15 protein-coding genes are annotated in these 16,948 nt (G+C 53.1%); 1 reads left to right on the top strand and 14 read right to left on the bottom strand.

The genetic code is table 11. The annotated features are described in order from the left end of the window. Positions 1-14: 14 nt before the first annotated feature. The 10 genes from HNR65_RS16115 to HNR65_RS16070 form a co-directional block, all read right to left on the bottom strand. The gene (locus tag HNR65_RS16115; protein WP_181552555.1) at positions 15-1,520 is read right to left on the bottom strand and encodes a HAMP domain-containing sensor histidine kinase; all 1,506 of its coding nucleotides are present in this window, start codon (positions 1,518-1,520) and stop codon (positions 15-17) included. 43 nt (positions 1,521-1,563) lie between these two features. After that, positions 1,564-2,181 (bottom strand): response regulator, encoded by a 618-nt coding sequence (locus tag HNR65_RS16110; RefSeq protein WP_232364813.1) that lies wholly within the window; start codon positions 2,179-2,181, stop codon positions 1,564-1,566. A gap of 46 nt (positions 2,182-2,227) precedes the next feature. Continuing rightward, positions 2,228-3,331, bottom strand: coding sequence for a sulfite exporter TauE/SafE family protein (locus HNR65_RS16105; protein WP_181552554.1), 1,104 nt, complete (start codon positions 3,329-3,331; stop codon positions 2,228-2,230). Between the two features lie 18 nt (positions 3,332-3,349). After that, positions 3,350-4,909, bottom strand: a complete 1,560-nt coding sequence (locus tag HNR65_RS16100; protein WP_181552553.1) for a cytidylate kinase-like family protein — start codon at positions 4,907-4,909, stop codon at positions 3,350-3,352. A 30-nt stretch (positions 4,910-4,939) separates the two neighbouring features. Further along, positions 4,940-5,353 carry a universal stress protein gene (locus HNR65_RS16095; RefSeq protein ID WP_181552552.1) on the bottom strand — a complete coding sequence of 138 codons (414 nt, stop codon included), beginning with the start codon at positions 5,351-5,353 and terminating at the stop codon, positions 4,940-4,942. A gap of 26 nt (positions 5,354-5,379) precedes the next feature. Next, positions 5,380-6,216 (bottom strand): universal stress protein, encoded by an 837-nt coding sequence (locus tag HNR65_RS16090; protein ID WP_181552551.1) that lies wholly within the window; start codon positions 6,214-6,216, stop codon positions 5,380-5,382. A gap of 12 nt (positions 6,217-6,228) precedes the next feature. Next, the gene (locus tag HNR65_RS16085) at positions 6,229-7,050 is read right to left on the bottom strand and encodes a universal stress protein (RefSeq protein WP_181552550.1); all 822 of its coding nucleotides are present in this window, start codon (positions 7,048-7,050) and stop codon (positions 6,229-6,231) included. 30 nt (positions 7,051-7,080) lie between these two features. Then, on the bottom strand, positions 7,081-7,476 hold the full coding sequence (locus tag HNR65_RS16080) for a response regulator (protein WP_181552549.1): 396 nt from the start codon (positions 7,474-7,476) through the stop codon (positions 7,081-7,083). 305 nt (positions 7,477-7,781) lie between these two features. Beyond that, positions 7,782-9,137: a sigma-54-dependent transcriptional regulator gene (locus HNR65_RS16075; RefSeq protein ID WP_181552548.1), complete on the bottom strand. Its 1,356-nt coding sequence runs from the start codon at positions 9,135-9,137 to the stop codon at positions 7,782-7,784. A gap of 228 nt (positions 9,138-9,365) precedes the next feature. Then, the gene (locus tag HNR65_RS16070; RefSeq protein ID WP_181552547.1) at positions 9,366-9,563 is read right to left on the bottom strand and encodes a hypothetical protein; all 198 of its coding nucleotides are present in this window, start codon (positions 9,561-9,563) and stop codon (positions 9,366-9,368) included. Positions 9,564-9,833: 270 nt separating this feature from the next. On the opposite strand from HNR65_RS16070, the gene HNR65_RS16065 reads away from it, so the two are divergent. After that, positions 9,834-12,974: a sigma-54-dependent Fis family transcriptional regulator gene (locus HNR65_RS16065; protein WP_181552546.1), complete on the top strand. Its 3,141-nt coding sequence runs from the start codon at positions 9,834-9,836 to the stop codon at positions 12,972-12,974. Positions 12,975-13,032: 58 nt separating this feature from the next. On the opposite strand, the gene HNR65_RS16060 is transcribed toward HNR65_RS16065, so the two are convergent. The 4 genes from HNR65_RS16060 to HNR65_RS16045 are packed head-to-tail and all read right to left on the bottom strand — an operon-like array spanning position 13,033 to position 16,920. After that, the gene (locus HNR65_RS16060; RefSeq protein ID WP_181552545.1) at positions 13,033-14,010 is read right to left on the bottom strand and encodes a uroporphyrinogen decarboxylase family protein; all 978 of its coding nucleotides are present in this window, start codon (positions 14,008-14,010) and stop codon (positions 13,033-13,035) included. A 51-nt stretch (positions 14,011-14,061) separates the two neighbouring features. After that, on the bottom strand, positions 14,062-14,697 hold the full coding sequence (locus HNR65_RS16055) for a corrinoid protein (protein WP_181552544.1): 636 nt from the start codon (positions 14,695-14,697) through the stop codon (positions 14,062-14,064). A 36-nt stretch (positions 14,698-14,733) separates the two neighbouring features. Continuing rightward, on the bottom strand, positions 14,734-15,537 hold the full coding sequence (locus tag HNR65_RS16050) for a methyltetrahydrofolate cobalamin methyltransferase (RefSeq protein WP_181552543.1): 804 nt from the start codon (positions 15,535-15,537) through the stop codon (positions 14,734-14,736). Between the two features lie 60 nt (positions 15,538-15,597). Next, complete coding sequence (locus HNR65_RS16045) at positions 15,598-16,920, bottom strand: MFS transporter (RefSeq protein ID WP_220128420.1); 1,323 nt, start codon at positions 16,918-16,920, stop codon at positions 15,598-15,600. Positions 16,921-16,948: the final 28 nt, after the last annotated feature.

Here is a 16,948-nt window from a genome sequence, read left to right as displayed (position 1 = left end):
GCAGGGAAGGAGGCTTAGATTTCTGCGGGGATCTTGGTGGCAGGCAGCAGCACGGTAAATGTCGTTCCCTTGTTGACCTGGCTGGCGACCTTGATCTCACCGCCGTGCTTTTGGATGATGCCCAGGGATACGGACAATCCCAGGCCGGTTCCCTTGCCTGCGGGGCGGGTGGTGTAGAAGGGATCAAATATTTCGGCTTGTTTGTGCTCCGGGATACCCGGGCCCGTATCTGTAAACCGGATAGCCACGTATTCGCGGTCTTTTGTGTTTTGAATCGTAATGGTGAGCTCGCCGCCGTCCGGCATTGCCGCCACGGCGTTTAAAATAATGTTTAAAAACACCTGGATCAATTGTTGGCCGTCACCGTATATCCGGGGCAGATCGGGCTGGATTTCGCCCCTGACCTTTACTCCGGCCAGTTTGATCTGGTTGCTGGCCAGTTCCAGGGTCTGGTTGATCAGTTTCTCGGCATCCAGAGACTCTGCTTCCAGTTTGCCTTCCCTGGCAAAGTCAAGAAGTTTCCTGACGATTTTTTGGGCCCGGTCAGCTTCGTTTAAAAGGTCGTTGATCATGTCGTCCCGCTCTTCGCCGGGAATGTCCTGGTATTCCTCCTTAAGGGCCGAGGATGTGAGGATGATATTGTTTAAGGGATTGTTGAGTTCGTGGGCTACTCCGGCGGTCAGGGTGCCCACAGCCTTGAGCTTGTGCGCATGTATAAGCTGTTCCTGGCGCCGAACCAGCTGCAGCATCATGTGATTTAAGGCGGTGGCCAGCTTGGAGAATTCGTCATTGTAGCGACGCCTTGGGGTTATGGGGGTGAAATCGCCTTCTGCAATGCGGGTGGTGGCCAACATCATGCGTTTTAAGGGTGCCAGCATCTGATTGGCGATAAAGTAGCCCAGAAAAATGATCAGCAGCAGCAGAAGCCCGAGGAAGATCAGGGGAACCTTCTGGGACAGCGACAGCATGGACTGCACAAGTTCCCGTTCCTTGCCCAGAAACTCGTTTGCCACCGTGACCATTTCCGCACCGTGTTCCCGCAGTACGGATTCCATGGTCTCAAGATTGGAGGAGATGTTCGCCAGCTGGTCTTTATCTATTTTTTCAAGTAGTTGTTTGTACTGGCGAAGGGGTTTCCGGATTCGGGTATAGTTGTCCCGGCCCACGGCGCTGGTGATTCCTTTGGCGTTGGTTTCCAGGATTGCGGCTGCGTTGCGGATATGCTCCAGTGCGTCGTCAAGGTTTGTCTGGTACAGGAAAAAGTTTTTCTCAAATCGCCGTGCCTGCTGGATTTCCACGGTGTAATCCTGGGCGACTTCCAGAAAGCGGATTTTGTCCTGGATTTCGGAAACCCCGATCATGGAGAAAATGGTAAGGGTCAGGCTCAGGGCAAACCACGCCCCGAATCCCAGAATCAGGCGGGCCCGTATGGAAACCGAGGGCCGTTCTTTAAGGGCGCGCTGGGCATCCCGGGCTGTTTTTTCCCAGGAGTGATTGATTTCCTTTTGCTCTGTATTCATTGTACCGCCTTACGTTTTGCTAAGGCTGCTCTTTAGGTTCACCTTACATGAGGTCATTTTCGGAAACAATTCCTTTGTGGCCCAGTGACAGGGCTGCTTTATTGATAACAGCCTTGAGGTCCCCGGGCTTGAAAGGCTTGGCAATAAAGTCAAATGCCCCCTTGACCAGCGCCTCACGGGCCACCTCCACCGTGGCGTATCCGGTGATCAGGATGACCCGGGTATGGCGGCATTTGGAAAGAATGTGTTCCAGCACCTGGATGCCGTCGACTTCCTCCATTTTAAGATCTGTTACCACGATATCGAATTCTTTTTCATCCAGCCGGGCCAGGGCCTGTTTGGGGTTGAGAAAGAATTCCACGTTAAATCCCGCCCTGGTGAGCGCAGGGGTCAGGCGCTTGCCGACAATGGGCTCGTCATCGAGTATCATGACGTTTAAATGTTCTTGATTCTTATTTTCTCCGGTTTTTGTCTCCATTGCTCCTGTCCCCCTGTTTTTTGGTTCTCCTGTTTTCTCCTCCCTGACCACCAGGATCCTGTCCAGGGCCAGTTTTGTTTTTCGTTCCCCGCATGGCGGTTCTTTGTCTGCCTGTCTGTCTTTGTTATCGGCAAGGTTGATCTTTGCCATCCAGTCATCGATTTTTTTGGTTGTCTCATCCATGGCTGCATTGTTTTATAAAAGAATGTCAGGCTTCGGCCCTGATTTTTCAGGTTGTGGTTGATACTGTTTGCTGCATGGCCCGGGCCTCGATCAGGGTTGACCGGATACGCCTTCTTTGCCGGTATGCCTTGATGACGTTGTAGAGTATGATACATAAACCGGATATGCCTGCAAAAAACAAGATGGCCTTGCTGATGTTGTTGAAATAGGGATCCCATGCCGGATCCATGCTGATAAGACCCAGTTGGCGCAAATACATGGGCACTGCCACTGCCCGGCTCAATACGCAGAGCAGGATGACAAGTCCGGTGACCATTCGGATCATGACCTCATTGACCACTTTTACCCCGTAAGCGCCCACATAAACCCCCACCAGGGAGCCGAGATACAGCAGCATGGCCAGGCGGATATCCACAAAACCTTCAAACGCATAACTCAATGCCCCCCAGGCCCCCATGAACATGGCCAGGTAAAGCTCGGAGCCGGCGGCAACCGCGGTGGGAACCCCGAAAATGTAGATCATGGCGGGCACGCCGATAAATCCGCCAACACCGATTGTTCCGGCCAGATAGCCCGTTGCCAGGCCGCAGACCAGGATCACCCACAGAGAAACCTTTACGTTGGATACCTTGAAATAAATATAAGGGGGCAAATAGAGCCTTGAAATGAAAGCACTGATTTTCATTGACGGCCCGGCGCCCTCCTTGCTGGATTTCATTGCATCCCTGAGCATGGAAATGGCCACGAAAAACAGAATAAGGATAAAGATCATGCTGATATAAAGGTTGGAGGCCGCTGTTCCGCCCGCACCGTGGCCGTCGGCGTTTCCGAAAAGGGCGCTGTTGATCATCACGGCCACGCGGATGCCGATAAAGGAAGTCGCCACCATGAACAGCGCCAGCCGCTTGTCCACGTTGCCGTACTCACCGTGTTTCTTGCTTCCCATCATGGCCTTTCCGAACTTGTGGGTAATGTTGCTGGCCACTGCCACCACCCCGGGCACGCCCAGGTTCATCATGCCCGGGGTCATGAAAAATGCGCCCCCGCTGCCCACAAACCCGCTCAATACCCCGCCCACGGCTCCCAGCATGACAACCTGGAGACATGTCGCAAGGTCCAGTTCAATAAAACGGCCCAGTAACAGTTCCATAACATATGCTCCTTTTTTTTATTCCATTTTAATGAGTTTCAGGATGCTCGAAGCCACGGTCCCGTAGCAGAAAGCCACCACCGGAATCAGGAGAAACACCGCTGCCGACACCACCAGGCCCGGCGCCCAATCAGTTGCCCCCGGAAAAGAATGTTCAACGGCGTCTGCAAACCATCCGCTCTGGGACAGAAAGGCCAGGACAAATTCCTGGTTGCCAAATATCAGGAAAAACAGGACCACTGTTACGGCCAGGCAAGCTCCTGCCCTGATCATGTCCCGTTTTCCGAACAGGTACTGGCTGCCGAGTTCGTCTGCGGTGACCACAGGGGCCTTGAACCGTTCGCCCAGAAAGTTTCTCAGATCCCGTGTGGCCCGGAGCACGGCCGCATGCCCGCTGGATGAAAAAATTTCGCCGATTACCACAAGGGTATAGGGGGTGGCGGGGTCTATGGCGTTTATCAATTGTCTTTGTCCCCCGTATACCACCCGGCCCCCGCCGGATCTTCCCTCCCTGGCCAGTTTGTCCAGGGTTGTTCTAAGAGGGCTGTCATCTTCGGCCGTATGCCCGGAATCGTTTTCAATGCCGCCGTTATATCCCTGAAATTCCGAATCAAGGGGTTCAGCGGCTTCCACTACCGCCTGCTGCCCTCCAGCCGGGGCTTTATCTTCCGGTTCCAGCTTTATAAGTTCCACGGCGGCGTTCCACTTGGTGGCGATTTCCACCATCTGATCGCAGAGATCCGAGTCGGGGTGAAATTCCTCCTGTATCCAGAGGATGTTGGTCATGGCCATTGTGGCATGGACTTCCTTTAATCCCGGCAGGCCGGCGCATACTGCCGGGATAAACTCGGCCATGGCGGCATCCTGGGGCAGGTAGGTGACAGTGACAACGCCCTTGTCGGCCCGCACTTTTACGCTTGCCCCGTGTGTCCGCTCGTCTTTGGCAAGGGTCAGCCGGGTCCGGGCGGCCAGGTCCAGGTTTTTCAGGGTGTTTACATCAGCCGGGGTCATCTGGAAATCCGGCAGCCGGGCCGTGCTGACAAGGGCTGAGGCGGCGTTTTCCGTATTCATGCCGGCCAGATTGACAATCATGTCATAGTTGGCCGGATCCTCCAGGGAGACGCCGTACATGGAATACGCCCACCTTTTTCTGTCCTCATCGACTGCGCTGATGTATCTGGCGGCCTTCTGGCGGTCCAGTCTCCGTTCCTGCATTATCATGTTGATGCGCTGCTCGTAATCGGCAAGAACCCGGACGCGCAGGATGTGGCTGACCCCGGCGAGCTTGTGGTGACCGGCCCGTCCGTGATAGACTAGCCCGGGACTTTCCATGAGCCGGCTGCACATGTAAGAGGTGGCAAAAGCCAGAAACTGCTCTTTTTCCAGGACAAGCCTACGGCTGAAAACAGCCGGATTCACTGTGGCCATCTCCAGTTTGCCCACCTGGATGCCCTCCTGGTTGGCCGCATCAACCAGGTCCTCCCAGCTGAGACACTCATAGTCGAGGTTCCGGGCCAGTTTTTGAGCCAGGCTTTTGCCGCCGCTGAATGTTCCCCTTGAGATGCATATAAGCTGCATTGCTTTCACTCCGGTGTTTTATGGTTCAGTTTACGTTTTGCGGGCCGGCACGACCACCGGACACCCAAGCCGGTCTTTTATCCGGGAAAGCCAGTGGTCCCTGTGCCGTTTCATCCCGTCTGCCGAAAATTTGCCCCCCCAGACAATGGCCCGGGGAGAGCGGTAATCAGCAAGAAACTTCATTAATTCCGAAGAAGGGTTGCCGGTTCGTATCTCCGCATCCGCCTCCAGACCCGCCCGCCGGACCCGTTGTTCCACCTCGCCGACGATCTGTTGTCCCTGTATTTCCCAGTCCGGGGCGCCGGCCGGTTCCATGCCGGATGAATCAATGAGAAACAGGCTTACCAGTGAAGAATCCGTGCGCCTGGCCAGTTCAATGGCATATTCCAGCGCTTCTTTCCGGACCGATAAAGAATCGAAGAGAACCATTATTTTGCCATTCATGTTCACCTCGAAGCCGGGTTTGCAGATCACCTCAGAATCAGGATGGACGATTCGGCATTGGCCGCCAGTCCGGCGATCCGCTGTCTGGAAAATATCTTGTCCAGAAGCGATTCCCGGCCCATCCAGAGCGCCAGCAGCTGATCCTTTTCCGTCTGGGTGACAAAGGTTTTCAGGGATGCCGCATCCACCAGCCGGACCCACGCCTTTATGTTGCGATCCGTGTAATAGCTCAGGATGCTTGCCATGCGGCGGTCCACTTCGCTGGACAATCCGGCCGCCCCGGTTATTCCCACGATTTCGAGCTCAGCCCGGTAGAGGCTGACCAGTTGATTGATCAGTTCCATGGACGACTGGCTGACCGTGTCCTGATCCAGGCAGCAGACAATCATCTGCGGCTTTGTTTCCTCCCGGATGATCAGCACGGAGCACGGCGCCTGGCTGACCACTTTTTTGAGGGTCTCGTCTGGTTCATGCTGATGGCTTCGGCTGCCCTTGACAACAATGTCCGCATTGGCATGCCCGGCTTCGGTCACCACCGCCTTGCCGGGATTGCCGTATCGGATGCGGAAGCGCAAATCCTTTCTGGCGCTGCCCTCATACTGCTGATCCCAGGTGCCGTTCTCCAGCTTGATTAGCTTGTACGGAGCCTTGTGGGCGGCATACAGGGAGACGTCATCACTGATGCCGGACAAAAAAATGCTGCGGCTTGCATCAAGGTTTTCGGCTGTGTCGTTTACGGCCTCCGGGGAAGGGCAAAGCCCGAGAAACGTGACGTTTGCCCAGGTATTGGCCGCCAGTTCCGCCACCTGGAGGATCACGGATTCCATTTTGTTCTGTCTGCCGACCTCAACAAGTATTTTCATGGAAGCCTCCGGTTATGTTGATGTTTCAGACCAGCAGATGAGCACCGGGTTGGGCAGTCTGGCCAGAATTTCGAGCTTGGGCTTCTGCCGCATGGGATTGCGGGGAACCGAAGCCGCCACAAGGCCGTATCCCCGTAAATGCCCGGCAATTTTGGCACTCGGACCTTCTATGCGAGTTGTCTTTCCAACGGCCGCTGACTGAGCGGTTATGGTTTTTGCAACCTCATCTATCCAGGCCGGCTGATCCCCGTCATCCCGGACCAACAGCTCATCTCCGTCGGTGATGGTGTAGACAGCAATGTCTGTTTCGATCCCGGAGCCGGCAAAAATTTTGAGATAAGTCGAAACCGGGGTTTGTTCGTCTTTGGGATCCATGAGGATGACGGTTTTGTCCAGGATCACCGGGTTTTTGACCACCAGGGCAGGGCAGGGCAGGCTTCGGTAGAGCGTGGAGCCGAGAAGCGAGTAAAAATCCGAGGGGTCAAAGGCCGGCAGGGCGCCCTCGATGAAAAGCTTGTATGCCCCGGAAATAACCTTTTCGAGCAGTTTTTCGGTCCGGTCACCCTGGACGACTTCGGTGCTCCGGGTCCGTTTTAAATCCAGGTTTTCCATGGCCAGAAACTGGCTGATTTCCTTTTCCGCATTTTCTGTGAGGGCTTTTTCCCACTTGTTGCGCACCCAGCCCTGGGCCGCCGGCATCGGCCCTGCGCGGTCTGAGTCAATGACGTGGATATCGTGGATCCTCAGGTCGATCCAGCGGGACAGATGTTGTGCATACCTGAGGGCAATGCTGGATTCCAGGTTGACGCTTATGGGTATCAGGGCTTTTACCATCGGCTTTTCCTCCCGGCGGAAATAAAATCGTTATTGCTTGATATTGCCCCTGATTTTTTCCTCGGCCTTTTGGATGACTTCATAAATTTCCTCGGGCTTAAACGGCTTGGCCAGAAAATCAAACACCCCCTTGTGAAAGGACTCCTTTGCGGTTTCCATGGAGGCAAACCCGGTGATCACGATCACCTCGGTTTCCGGGGATGTTTTTTTCACCTCTGTTAAAAACTGCATGCCGTCCATGCCATTCATTTTCAGGTCCGTGACAACGATGTGAAACGGGGATTTCATAAATCGCCGCAGCGCATGCGGGCTTTGGTAAAATGCCTCCACGTGGTAGCCCTTTTTCTCCAGAAAAGGCTGAAGGCGTTTGCATACGATGGATTCATCATCCAAAATCAGAACCCGGGTCGGCTGGTTGTCTTCCATGGTGTTTTCTCCCGTTCACCAGGGTTGCGGGTGGACATGCTTGGCGCGGAAAATCGTTTTACCGGCCTGTCATGTCGGCCTTGGATGCGGTTGAAAACATTACAGCAACAGGTGTGCCGAAAATAAGAAATGGTGTAATGATTTGAAAATAAAGGATTAATAAAAGAAGTGGGAAGGGCAGGGAAAAAAGGGGTATCGTTGCATTATTCAACGAAGACCTGTAAGGGAATTTTTAACAGACTGTTATTATATATTAAATAACTTATGTTGCAATTTTCATCAAGCTGTTTAATTTTGCAACGTTATCAGTCCTCTATCTCGTTGCGTCGCAGGTGCCGCCACAAAGAGGCCCGGTTTATGCCCAAAAGCTGGGCTGCCCGGGTTTTGTTTCGGCCGGATTTGTTTAAAACCCACTGAATATAATCCTGCTTGATCTCTTCGAGGCTCTTGATGCCTGCATCCGGCCGGCTGAAGGAAAACACCTCCATTTCCGAGATATCCGGCGGCAGATCCTCTGTCTGGATTTCCTGATCACGGGCCATTGCCGCGGCCCGCTCCACGATGTTTTCCAGTTCCCGCACATTGCCGGGAAAATCATAATTGAGCAGGGCGTCCATGGCCTGCTTTGAAAACCCGGTAAATTTTTTGTCTGTCTTGTTTGCCGCCCGGGTAAGAAAAAAATGGGCCAGCAGCGGGATGTCGCGCTTGCGCTCTCGTAGCGGGGGAATGTAGATGGAAATGACCTTTAAGCGGAAATACAGGTCCTGCCGGAAAAACCCTGCGCTCAATGCTTTTTTCAGGTCCTTGTTTGTCGCGGCAATGATCCTGACATCCACGGGCACGGGCTGGTTGCCGCCGACCCGGATCACCTTCTGCTCCTCGAGGGCCCGCATCACCTTGACCTGCATGCTAAGGGGCATATCTCCGATTTCATCCAGAAAAAGGGTGCCGCCGCTGGCGGTTTCCAGCAGCCCGGCCCTGGCTGTAGATGCGCCGGTAAAGGCGTCTTTTTCATGGCCGAAAAGCTCATTTGCCAGCAGATCCTCGGTAAAGGCCCCGCAGTTGACCGCCAGGAAATTTTTATCCCTGCGGCCGCTGTGGTAGTGAATCGTTTGGGCGGCCAGCTCCTTGCCGGTTCCGGATTCGCCGGTGATCAGCACGTTGCAGTCGGTTTTGGCCACCTGTCGGCTGACGTTTACGACCTCCCGGATTTCCGGGCTTTCACCAATCAAGGCCGGCTCCCGGCGGTGGCTTTGAAGCCGGGTTTCGAGTTCGCTGACCTTTTTGCGCAGCCGGCTTTTTTCAATGGCCTGTTGTGCCAGGTGCGTCACAGCCTCCGGCCGGAAGGGCTTTTCAAGATAGTGATAGGCGCCTTTTTTGGTGGCTTCTATTGCGGTGGCAATGGATGCATATGCCGTCACAACGATAACCTCGATTGCAGGGTCCGTGTCCCTGATCCGGGAAAGCAGTTCCAGGCCGTTCATTTCATCCATGACAAGGTCTGTGATCACCAGATCAATGCCGCCTTCCGAAACCTGGCGTACCGCCTCTGTTCCGCTGCCGGCCTGCAGTACATCATATCCCTGCCGGGAAAAGATCCGGACCAGATTTTTCCTGGCCACCTGGTCGTCGTCAACGATGAGAACCCGTGAGGCTGTCATGAAATGGATTCCATTATTTAAAGCGTCCGGACGGATTGATTTTGCGCCGCCGTGCAAGCATTTGAAGCGGGGGCATGATCTTTTTCCTTTTGAAAAAATTTTATCAAAAAAAAATGCATTTGTCAGCAAACTGCAGCCACAAATAGCATGGTGCGATTTTTGCCTTACATCAACAGCAATATCTGCAATTTTTTTTCAAACCTGCGCAAAAAAGGGGTTGGGAAAAAATCAATACCATTTTTGCAACCACAGGTAAATCCCTGTGTTGGTATCAGCCTCAGCCTTGGCGCGATTTTCAAAATCAGTCAGTAATTGATGGGCCTCCTGGTTAAAATTGAAAATCGCGCCTTTGCTGACGGGTATCTGAAGCTGATCATCAAAGGAAGCTTGTATCCTGTTATACGGAATCAACAGGAACTGGGACATATAGACCGCATGGGCCTTGCGACCTGTTTTATACCGGGTTGCCTTACTGAGTCCGGAATGATAAATTGCATTGGCTCAAGAGAAGGCCAAACTCGTAAAAGTCGATTTTCAGATGGCACCGTAACAAGTTCAAGATCAAGGCTTGCGCGATTTCGAAGAATGCAGAGAACTTATCTGTACGTGAAATTCAGAGAAATCGTGCGTAATGCAGATATTGAACGTTTTACGGCGCCATCCATTTTAATGTGTGAAGGAGTTCTGAAAGCAGCTATGAAGCAGATGGATGAATATTTTGCACAGCAGGATGATAAGGGCAGGGAAATTACCCTGATTCTCACCCTGCTGCCGCCGCCGGTTTCTTTGAACATCCTGTGCACCATTACAGACCATCCCCCGGTAGAGATTCTTCAGATTGTTGAGGATCTGCACCGCTCAGGAATCCTTTCCCGTTGCAAAGAGAAAGGGGCAGGATATTATTGCCTGTCCGATTTTAAATCCGCAACTCAATTTATCAATACTGTTCCTGAATCCTACCGGTTCCGAACGGCAGAGAAAGTTCTGGCCGGCATCTATGATTACCTGCCTGACGGAGCCAGGCGCTGGATGAACGTTGCCCACATTTACCAGGTTTCCGGCATGCCGATTCAGCATGCCGGTGATATCGTCAGGGCCGGTCATTACTGCTGTGAGCAAAACCTTCCCATTGATGCGGCAGAGTATTTCCAGCTGGCTTTGGAGAGCATGGAAAAAACCGAATTGGACCGGGAGGGGGCCAAGGCTTTCATCGACGCAGTTATCGGCCTATGCACCTGCAGAGACACGGCTCTGTCAAAAGATATTCAGCAATCATGGCTGATTAAAGCCCTTGCATTCAACGACGAGGTCAATGCGCCGCTCCACTGCCTAAAACTCAAGGTGCTGCTTGCCAAAACCTTCATCAGAACCAGTGCATCCGGGGAAGCAAAAAAATTGCTGGAACAGGCCTGGCAGATGCTGTCTAAACACGAATTCCCCGGAGAATTGAAAATCCTGGTGGCCCTGGCCAATTCCGAGCTCCTGTTCTGGCAGGGCTATCTCAATGAAGCAATTGACCGTTATGAGTCCGTTATCGGCAATCATGAGGAGCTGCCCCTGGATGTGGAAACCCTTAAAAGCTGTGTTCGGTTGGGATGGACCTATGGCGTCGCCGGAGAAACAGCCAGGGGTGTCGGACTGGCACGGTCGGTCCGCAGGAGGGCAAGGCAAATGGGTGCTCAGGATCTGGAACGTTATGCCACCCTGGTTCTTGTGATCATTTTGTCGGACGCCGGCAGACTGGATGAGGGGGAAGCCTTTCTTGAAGAGGTTTTTAGCTCTCCCGCTGAATTTCTCGATTCGTATACACTTTGGCCGGGTAATGGCAAAAAGGCCTTTTTCGCCTACCGACGCGGGGAATATGAAAAGGCATTTCATCACCTGAGCCAGGCATGGGAAAACTCAAAGGTACTGGGCACCCCCCATCACCGCGGGCCGGATAACCTCGAGGTCATGCTCGGCCTTGAAGAACGGGGCATGATCCATCCGGAGTGGAATTTTGAATCGGATATAGAGCGGCTGCTCAGTTGGCCGGATATCTACATGAAAGGGGTGGCTTTTCGTTTCAAGGCGCTCAAGGCCTTTTATAGAGGGGGCCCATCCGAGCAGATCAGGGCGGATTTGAAGCAAAGCATCGCCCTGCTAAGCCGGGCCGGTGCCAAGATCGAACTGTCCCAGGCAAAGATCCTTCTGGCTCGGGTGATGATCCGGGAAAACGAGAGTTCCAGAGTGGCGGCTCTTCTCAAATCAGCCTGGGACGTCTTCTCCAAGATCAATCCGGATCTTTTCCCGAAAGATCTGAAACCTTATCTGGACCGTAAATCGAAACACGCCTTCTGGGTTCAGTCTCTGCTGGAAATCGGAGATGCCATCGGCACCATACGAACCCGGGAGCAACTGTTTAGCCAGATTATCAAACATGCCATGCGCATTGCCGGCGCAGAACGTGGCTGCATTTTTCTCCGGCAGGACGGGCAGTTGAAAATGGTGGCGAGCCGAAACATTGAAATAAACGAGATCGACTCGGATGCGTTTGGCCCACAGATGCAGCTTATTCATCAGGTTTTTGAAACCGGCGAGCAGGTCATTCAACGCCCGGATGCCTGTCAGCCGCATCAGGACCACAACCTGCATATCAAGAGAAGGACCGGCTGTTTTCCGGTCCGGCTCAAAGACAGGGTCATGGGGGTGATTTACATTGACCGGGGTCCAACCCAGCTGCAATTGCCGGAGGATGAAATTTCGTTGTTGGGGATCATCAGCAATCAAGCAGCCGTGGCCATTGAAAATATGGAAGCCTATGAAGAGATCTCTGACCTGAAAAGCGACCTGGAAGCAGAAACCCATTTCTACCGGAATCATCTTGAGGCCAGTTCCTTCCAGACCCAGATGATCGGCCGATCAAAACCCTTTAAAAAAATGATCAACCTGATCCAGCAGGTGGCCGATTCCGATACAACGGTCATGATCACGGGGGAAACCGGCGTGGGAAAGGAATTGGTGGCACAAGCCCTTCACCATAACAATTTTCAATTGTCCGGGCCATTTATTGCAGTCAACATCGTTTCCTTGAGTCCGGAGTTAATTGCCAGCGAGCTTTTCGGCCATGAAAAGGGGGCGTTTACAGGGGCGTCCCAGGCACGGAAAGGCCGTTTTGAACTGGCCAGTGAAGGAACGCTTTTTCTGGATGATATCGATGCATTCTCCCTGGATATTCAGGCCAAAATGCTGAGGGTTCTTGAGACCCGGGAGTTTGAGCGAGTCGGGGGTACGCGGACCCTGAAAACCCGGTTTCGTCTGGTGGCGGCCAGCAACTGCAACATCGAAGACCTGGTACGCCAGGGGCTTTTCCGGTCGGATTTTTATTACCGGCTCAATGTCTTTCCCATCCATATTCCCGCACTGCGGGAACGCCCGGAGGACATTCCTTTGCTGGCCCGGAGTTTTATGAATAAGTTTGGCAAGAAATTCGGGAAAGCGATTGACAGGATTTCCAAAAAGGATATGGAGGCCCTGATGCATTATCCCTGGCCGGGCAATATCCGGGAGCTGCGCCATGTGATTGAACGGGCCGTGCTGCTCAGCAGAAGCAATCGGCTTGAGCTGCCACCATTAAATCCGCAGGCTTCCAACAGCCTTTCTGATCCGGATGAAAAAATTCTGCCCTTAAAGGAAGTGGAAGCGCAACATATCATAAGGGCCCTGTCCGCCTGCCACGGCAAGGTCAGCGGTAGTGAGGGTGCGGCCGTGCTTCTGGATATCAAGCCCACAACGCTTTATTCCAAGATAAAACGGATGGGAATCAAAAGAGACGATTATAAGATGGGTGCACTCTGATGCGCGCAAAGCGCGGCGCGCCGAAAATCCGGCAGCGCCGCGGGCTTTGTCTGTCAATTTAGAACATTTTTTTACTCATCGCATCAATGGCCTCGGAGGCCGCTTCATATACGCCGGGAAATGAACTGAGGTTAAGGCCCTGGGTCAGGCAGGGAATGAAATAGTGTTTGCCGCAACGTTTGCAGGCTTTTTCCACATGCTCTGCAATGATTTCCGGTTTCCAGTCGCGGCAATCCACCACGCCGCTGTCAATTTCCCCCATGAAGGAAATCTGTCCTCCGTATTCCTTGATCAGCTCCGGGGTGTTGTTGGTGGTCATCACACCCTGCCAGATATCGATGCCCATGTCGATCATGTGGGGCACCAGGTTGGCGGCATAGGAGTCGCTGTGGTGAACGATCAATTCTACGCCGTTGTCTTTCCAGAAACCATATGCTTTTTTGTAAGGTTCCAGAAAAAACTCTTCAAACATTTCCGGTGACATGAACGAGGCGATCTGTCCGCCCCAGTCATCGTGGTGGAAAAGGGCATCCGGCTTTATTCGCTCGATGACCTGCTTGGCATAACGGATTTCGTAGTCGGTCAGATAATCGATGAGCTCATGCATATACTCGGGCTCTTCGTAGAGGTTCATCATGGCCGCTTCCATACCCATGAGCATGTGGGTCATCTCAAAGGTCCCGGAAGCAAAAAACACAGTGACGAACTTGTCTTCACGGTCGACCGAATTGGCATGCTCGACAGCGGGTGCCCATGTTTCATCGGAAAATTCAACGGACGGCGCAGAGACTACATCCCTCCATTTTGTGATATCCTTGAGCACCATGTGTTCATCGTCATGAACGGGAAATGGTCCGAGTTGGTCTTTCGGCCAGCTGTAGGTAATTCCCCACTCGTTGGTAATGGTTTCCCCGGGTTTGGGACGGGTTCTCAGCGGGGCTTCCAGGATGATTTCCAGAAATTCATATTGGTTGACAAACCGGTCCGGGCTGCCCCCCCTTATGGTCTCCATCAGATTCTGTCGTTTGGTAAGCATGGGTTTGGATTCTCCCTTATACGTTGTATTGTGGCATTGAAAACAAAGGCGTTATGTAGCGGCAACCAGTTTTTTGGCCTTGACGGCCGCGCTGCCGGCATCCGGTGCATAGGCATCCGCACCGATTTTATCTGCGAACTCCTGGGTGACCGGTGCACCGCCGACCATGGTCTTAAATCCGGTCAGCCCGCTTTCCTTAAGCGCTGCAACCGTGGACTGCAATGCCGGCATAGTCGTCGACAGAAGGCCGGAGCATGCAACCAGCTTGACATTCTCATTATCCTTGACAGCCTGGATGAATTTTTCCGGCGACACATCTACACCCAGATCGATCATGGTAAACCCGGCGCTTTCCAGCATCATGGTTACCAGGTTTTTACCGATATCGTGCAGATCGCCCTGAACGGTTCCGATAATGCAGGTGCCAAGGGAGACAGAGGACGTTTCGGCCATGTGGGGTTTGAGAACGCCCACGCCCAGCGACATGGCCTTGGCGGCGATGAGCATTTCCGGCACAAAAATGGTACCGGCTGAAAATTTATCGCCCACTGTTCCCATGGCGTCGATCATCGCCTGGAGAATATCCCCGGCGGCATAGCCTTCGTCCAGGGCTTCCCGGACCAGTCCCTGTATGAGTTTGGTTTTGCCTGCTTCCACGTTCGATTTGACTTCTTCGATTTTAGACATGGTTTGTATCCTTTCTATCCATTAATTGATCATTACCTATTTTACAGGCCCGAAAAACCTTTCCCTGTAGGCATTGATGTATTCAATGCAGTACTCGTCATTGCCTTTCAGGGCTTCCGTGGCATAGATCAGTCCCATCATGTGTTTGTGCAGCGGGTTAATAATAGCGCTGTCCATACCGGCTCCCATGGCAAGGACAAGAAATGCCTGGTTGACAAATTTTCTGGCTGGCAGGTTAAACGAGATATTGCTCGCACCGCCTGTAACGTGAATGGACGGGTATTGTGCTTTCATGTTTCTTATGACTTGCAGCACCGTGTTGATACCGTCCTCGGATGTGCACAGCATCTCTACAAGGGGATCGACGTGAAGGCGCGAGGGATCGATGCCGTATTTTTCCGCTTTTTCCATGATGTCGGCAAACACCTGCATGCGCCGTTCTTCGGTTTGGGGGATGCCTTCGTCATCGCTTAAAAGAGCGACAACTTCCCATTCGGTCCCGGCGATTTCAGGAAAGATGACCTCGATTTTATCGCCTTCCATGGACACGGAGTTGACCAGGCCGGGCTTGTTGCACAGCTGGATGGATTCAGCACAGATCTGCGCGCTGGGACTGTCCACGGCAATGGGGACCTCCGTTGCCTCCTGAACCAGGTCGATCAGCCACTTCATGGTTTCAAGCTCCACAGCCACCTCGGTGGATGCGCAGACATCAATGAAATGAGCCCCGGCATCGGCCTGCTTTCTGGCCAGGTCCTTTATAAAATCGCCGTCTTTGTTCGCGATTGCCTCTGAAACAGAAGGAATCGCCCCGTTTATTTTTTCTCCGATAATAATCACTTTTAAATTTGCCTCCCGGGTATAATGAATTGGATGAACAGGCCTTCAACATGCAGGAAATCATACCGTTTTGCCGGCAGCCTCATGGTTGGCCGAAAGCGTCTTTGGAAAAAAGATCAGCAGGGCGGCCAGCAAGGATCCCAGGCTCATCGCCAGGGCAACGCTGGGAAGTTTCGCTCCGAATTGTAAAAAAACGCCGGCCAGGATAGGCGAGAGCACCGCGCCGGCCCGTCCAACGCCGATGACAAACCCGGTGCCTGTGGCCCTGACATCCGTAGGGAAGGCAACGGCAAGGAGCGAATAAAGACCGGAAATGCCGGCATTTGCGAAAAAACCCGCAAACGCTGCCAACAGCTTGATCTGGGAAAGATCCGCGCCGGTCCGGCCGAATACAGACACAAATACTGATGTGAGCACCATGATCAGCACGGTTAGCTTTTTCAATGAGATCCGTGTGGTCAGCCACCCGAAAGCTGCCCCGCCAAGGGCTCCGCCCATACTGGCCCAAACCAGTACACCGCCGGCAAGGGCAGGAGAAAACCCCATGTCGGCCACAACCTTGGGAGACCACTTGAGAATGAAGTAAAAGGTGGTGATATGCAGAAAATAGGCCATGGTCAGAATCAGGGTCACCGGAAAAATGGACCGGGAGAAAATGCTGGAAAGGGGCTTTTTCCTCTCCGTCTCCTGTCTTTCGGGCAGTTTTTCAATGGCCGGGAACTTCATTCTTGCCAGTCCGGCATTGATCTTTTCCAATGCCCCCTTGGGCCGCTTATTCACCAGCCAGTGCACGGATTCGGGCACGAGGAAGTATACTACAGGCACCAGGATACCGGTTACCGCAGCACCGAAGTAGAATATGGCCCGCCAGTCGTGGGCCTGGAGCAGGTGGGAGGCGATCATGCCCCCGAAAGTGCCGCCTAAAGGGTAGCCGATGACCATCAATGAAATGCACATCCCCCGACGTTGTATATTGGAAAATTCCGCCACCACCGCATTGACACAAGACAGAATGCCGCCGATACCAAGGCCCACCATGATCCGCCAGACAGACAATTGTATGGCACTGGTGGCAGTGGTCACCAGGAACATCCCTGCGGACATGGTAATCAGGCAGCCCAGAACTGTGGGCCGCCTGCCGAACTTGTCGGCCACCCCGCCGAGGAAAAAGGAGCCAATGGCCATACCGATCAGTTCCATAGCCATGACAACACCCAAACTAGCCCGGGGAATGCCCCACTCATTGGCAATACCCGGTGCGGCAAAACTGATGGACAAGACGTCGAACCCGTCAATGGCATTGAGCATGATCGTGATGGCGACCACAGTGATCTGAAGACGGCTCATTTTTTCATTGTCGAGATAATGCCTGGGATCATTCATATGTGTTCTTCCATTAAAGGCTAAATCG

It is taken from the genome of Desulfosalsimonas propionicica (assembly GCF_013761005.1).
Classification (GTDB): Bacteria; Desulfobacterota; Desulfobacteria; order Desulfobacterales; family Desulfosalsimonadaceae; genus Desulfosalsimonas; species Desulfosalsimonas propionicica.
The sequence above is the reverse complement of the archived record's forward strand: the minus strand, read 5'-3'. Positions and strand labels throughout refer to the sequence as shown.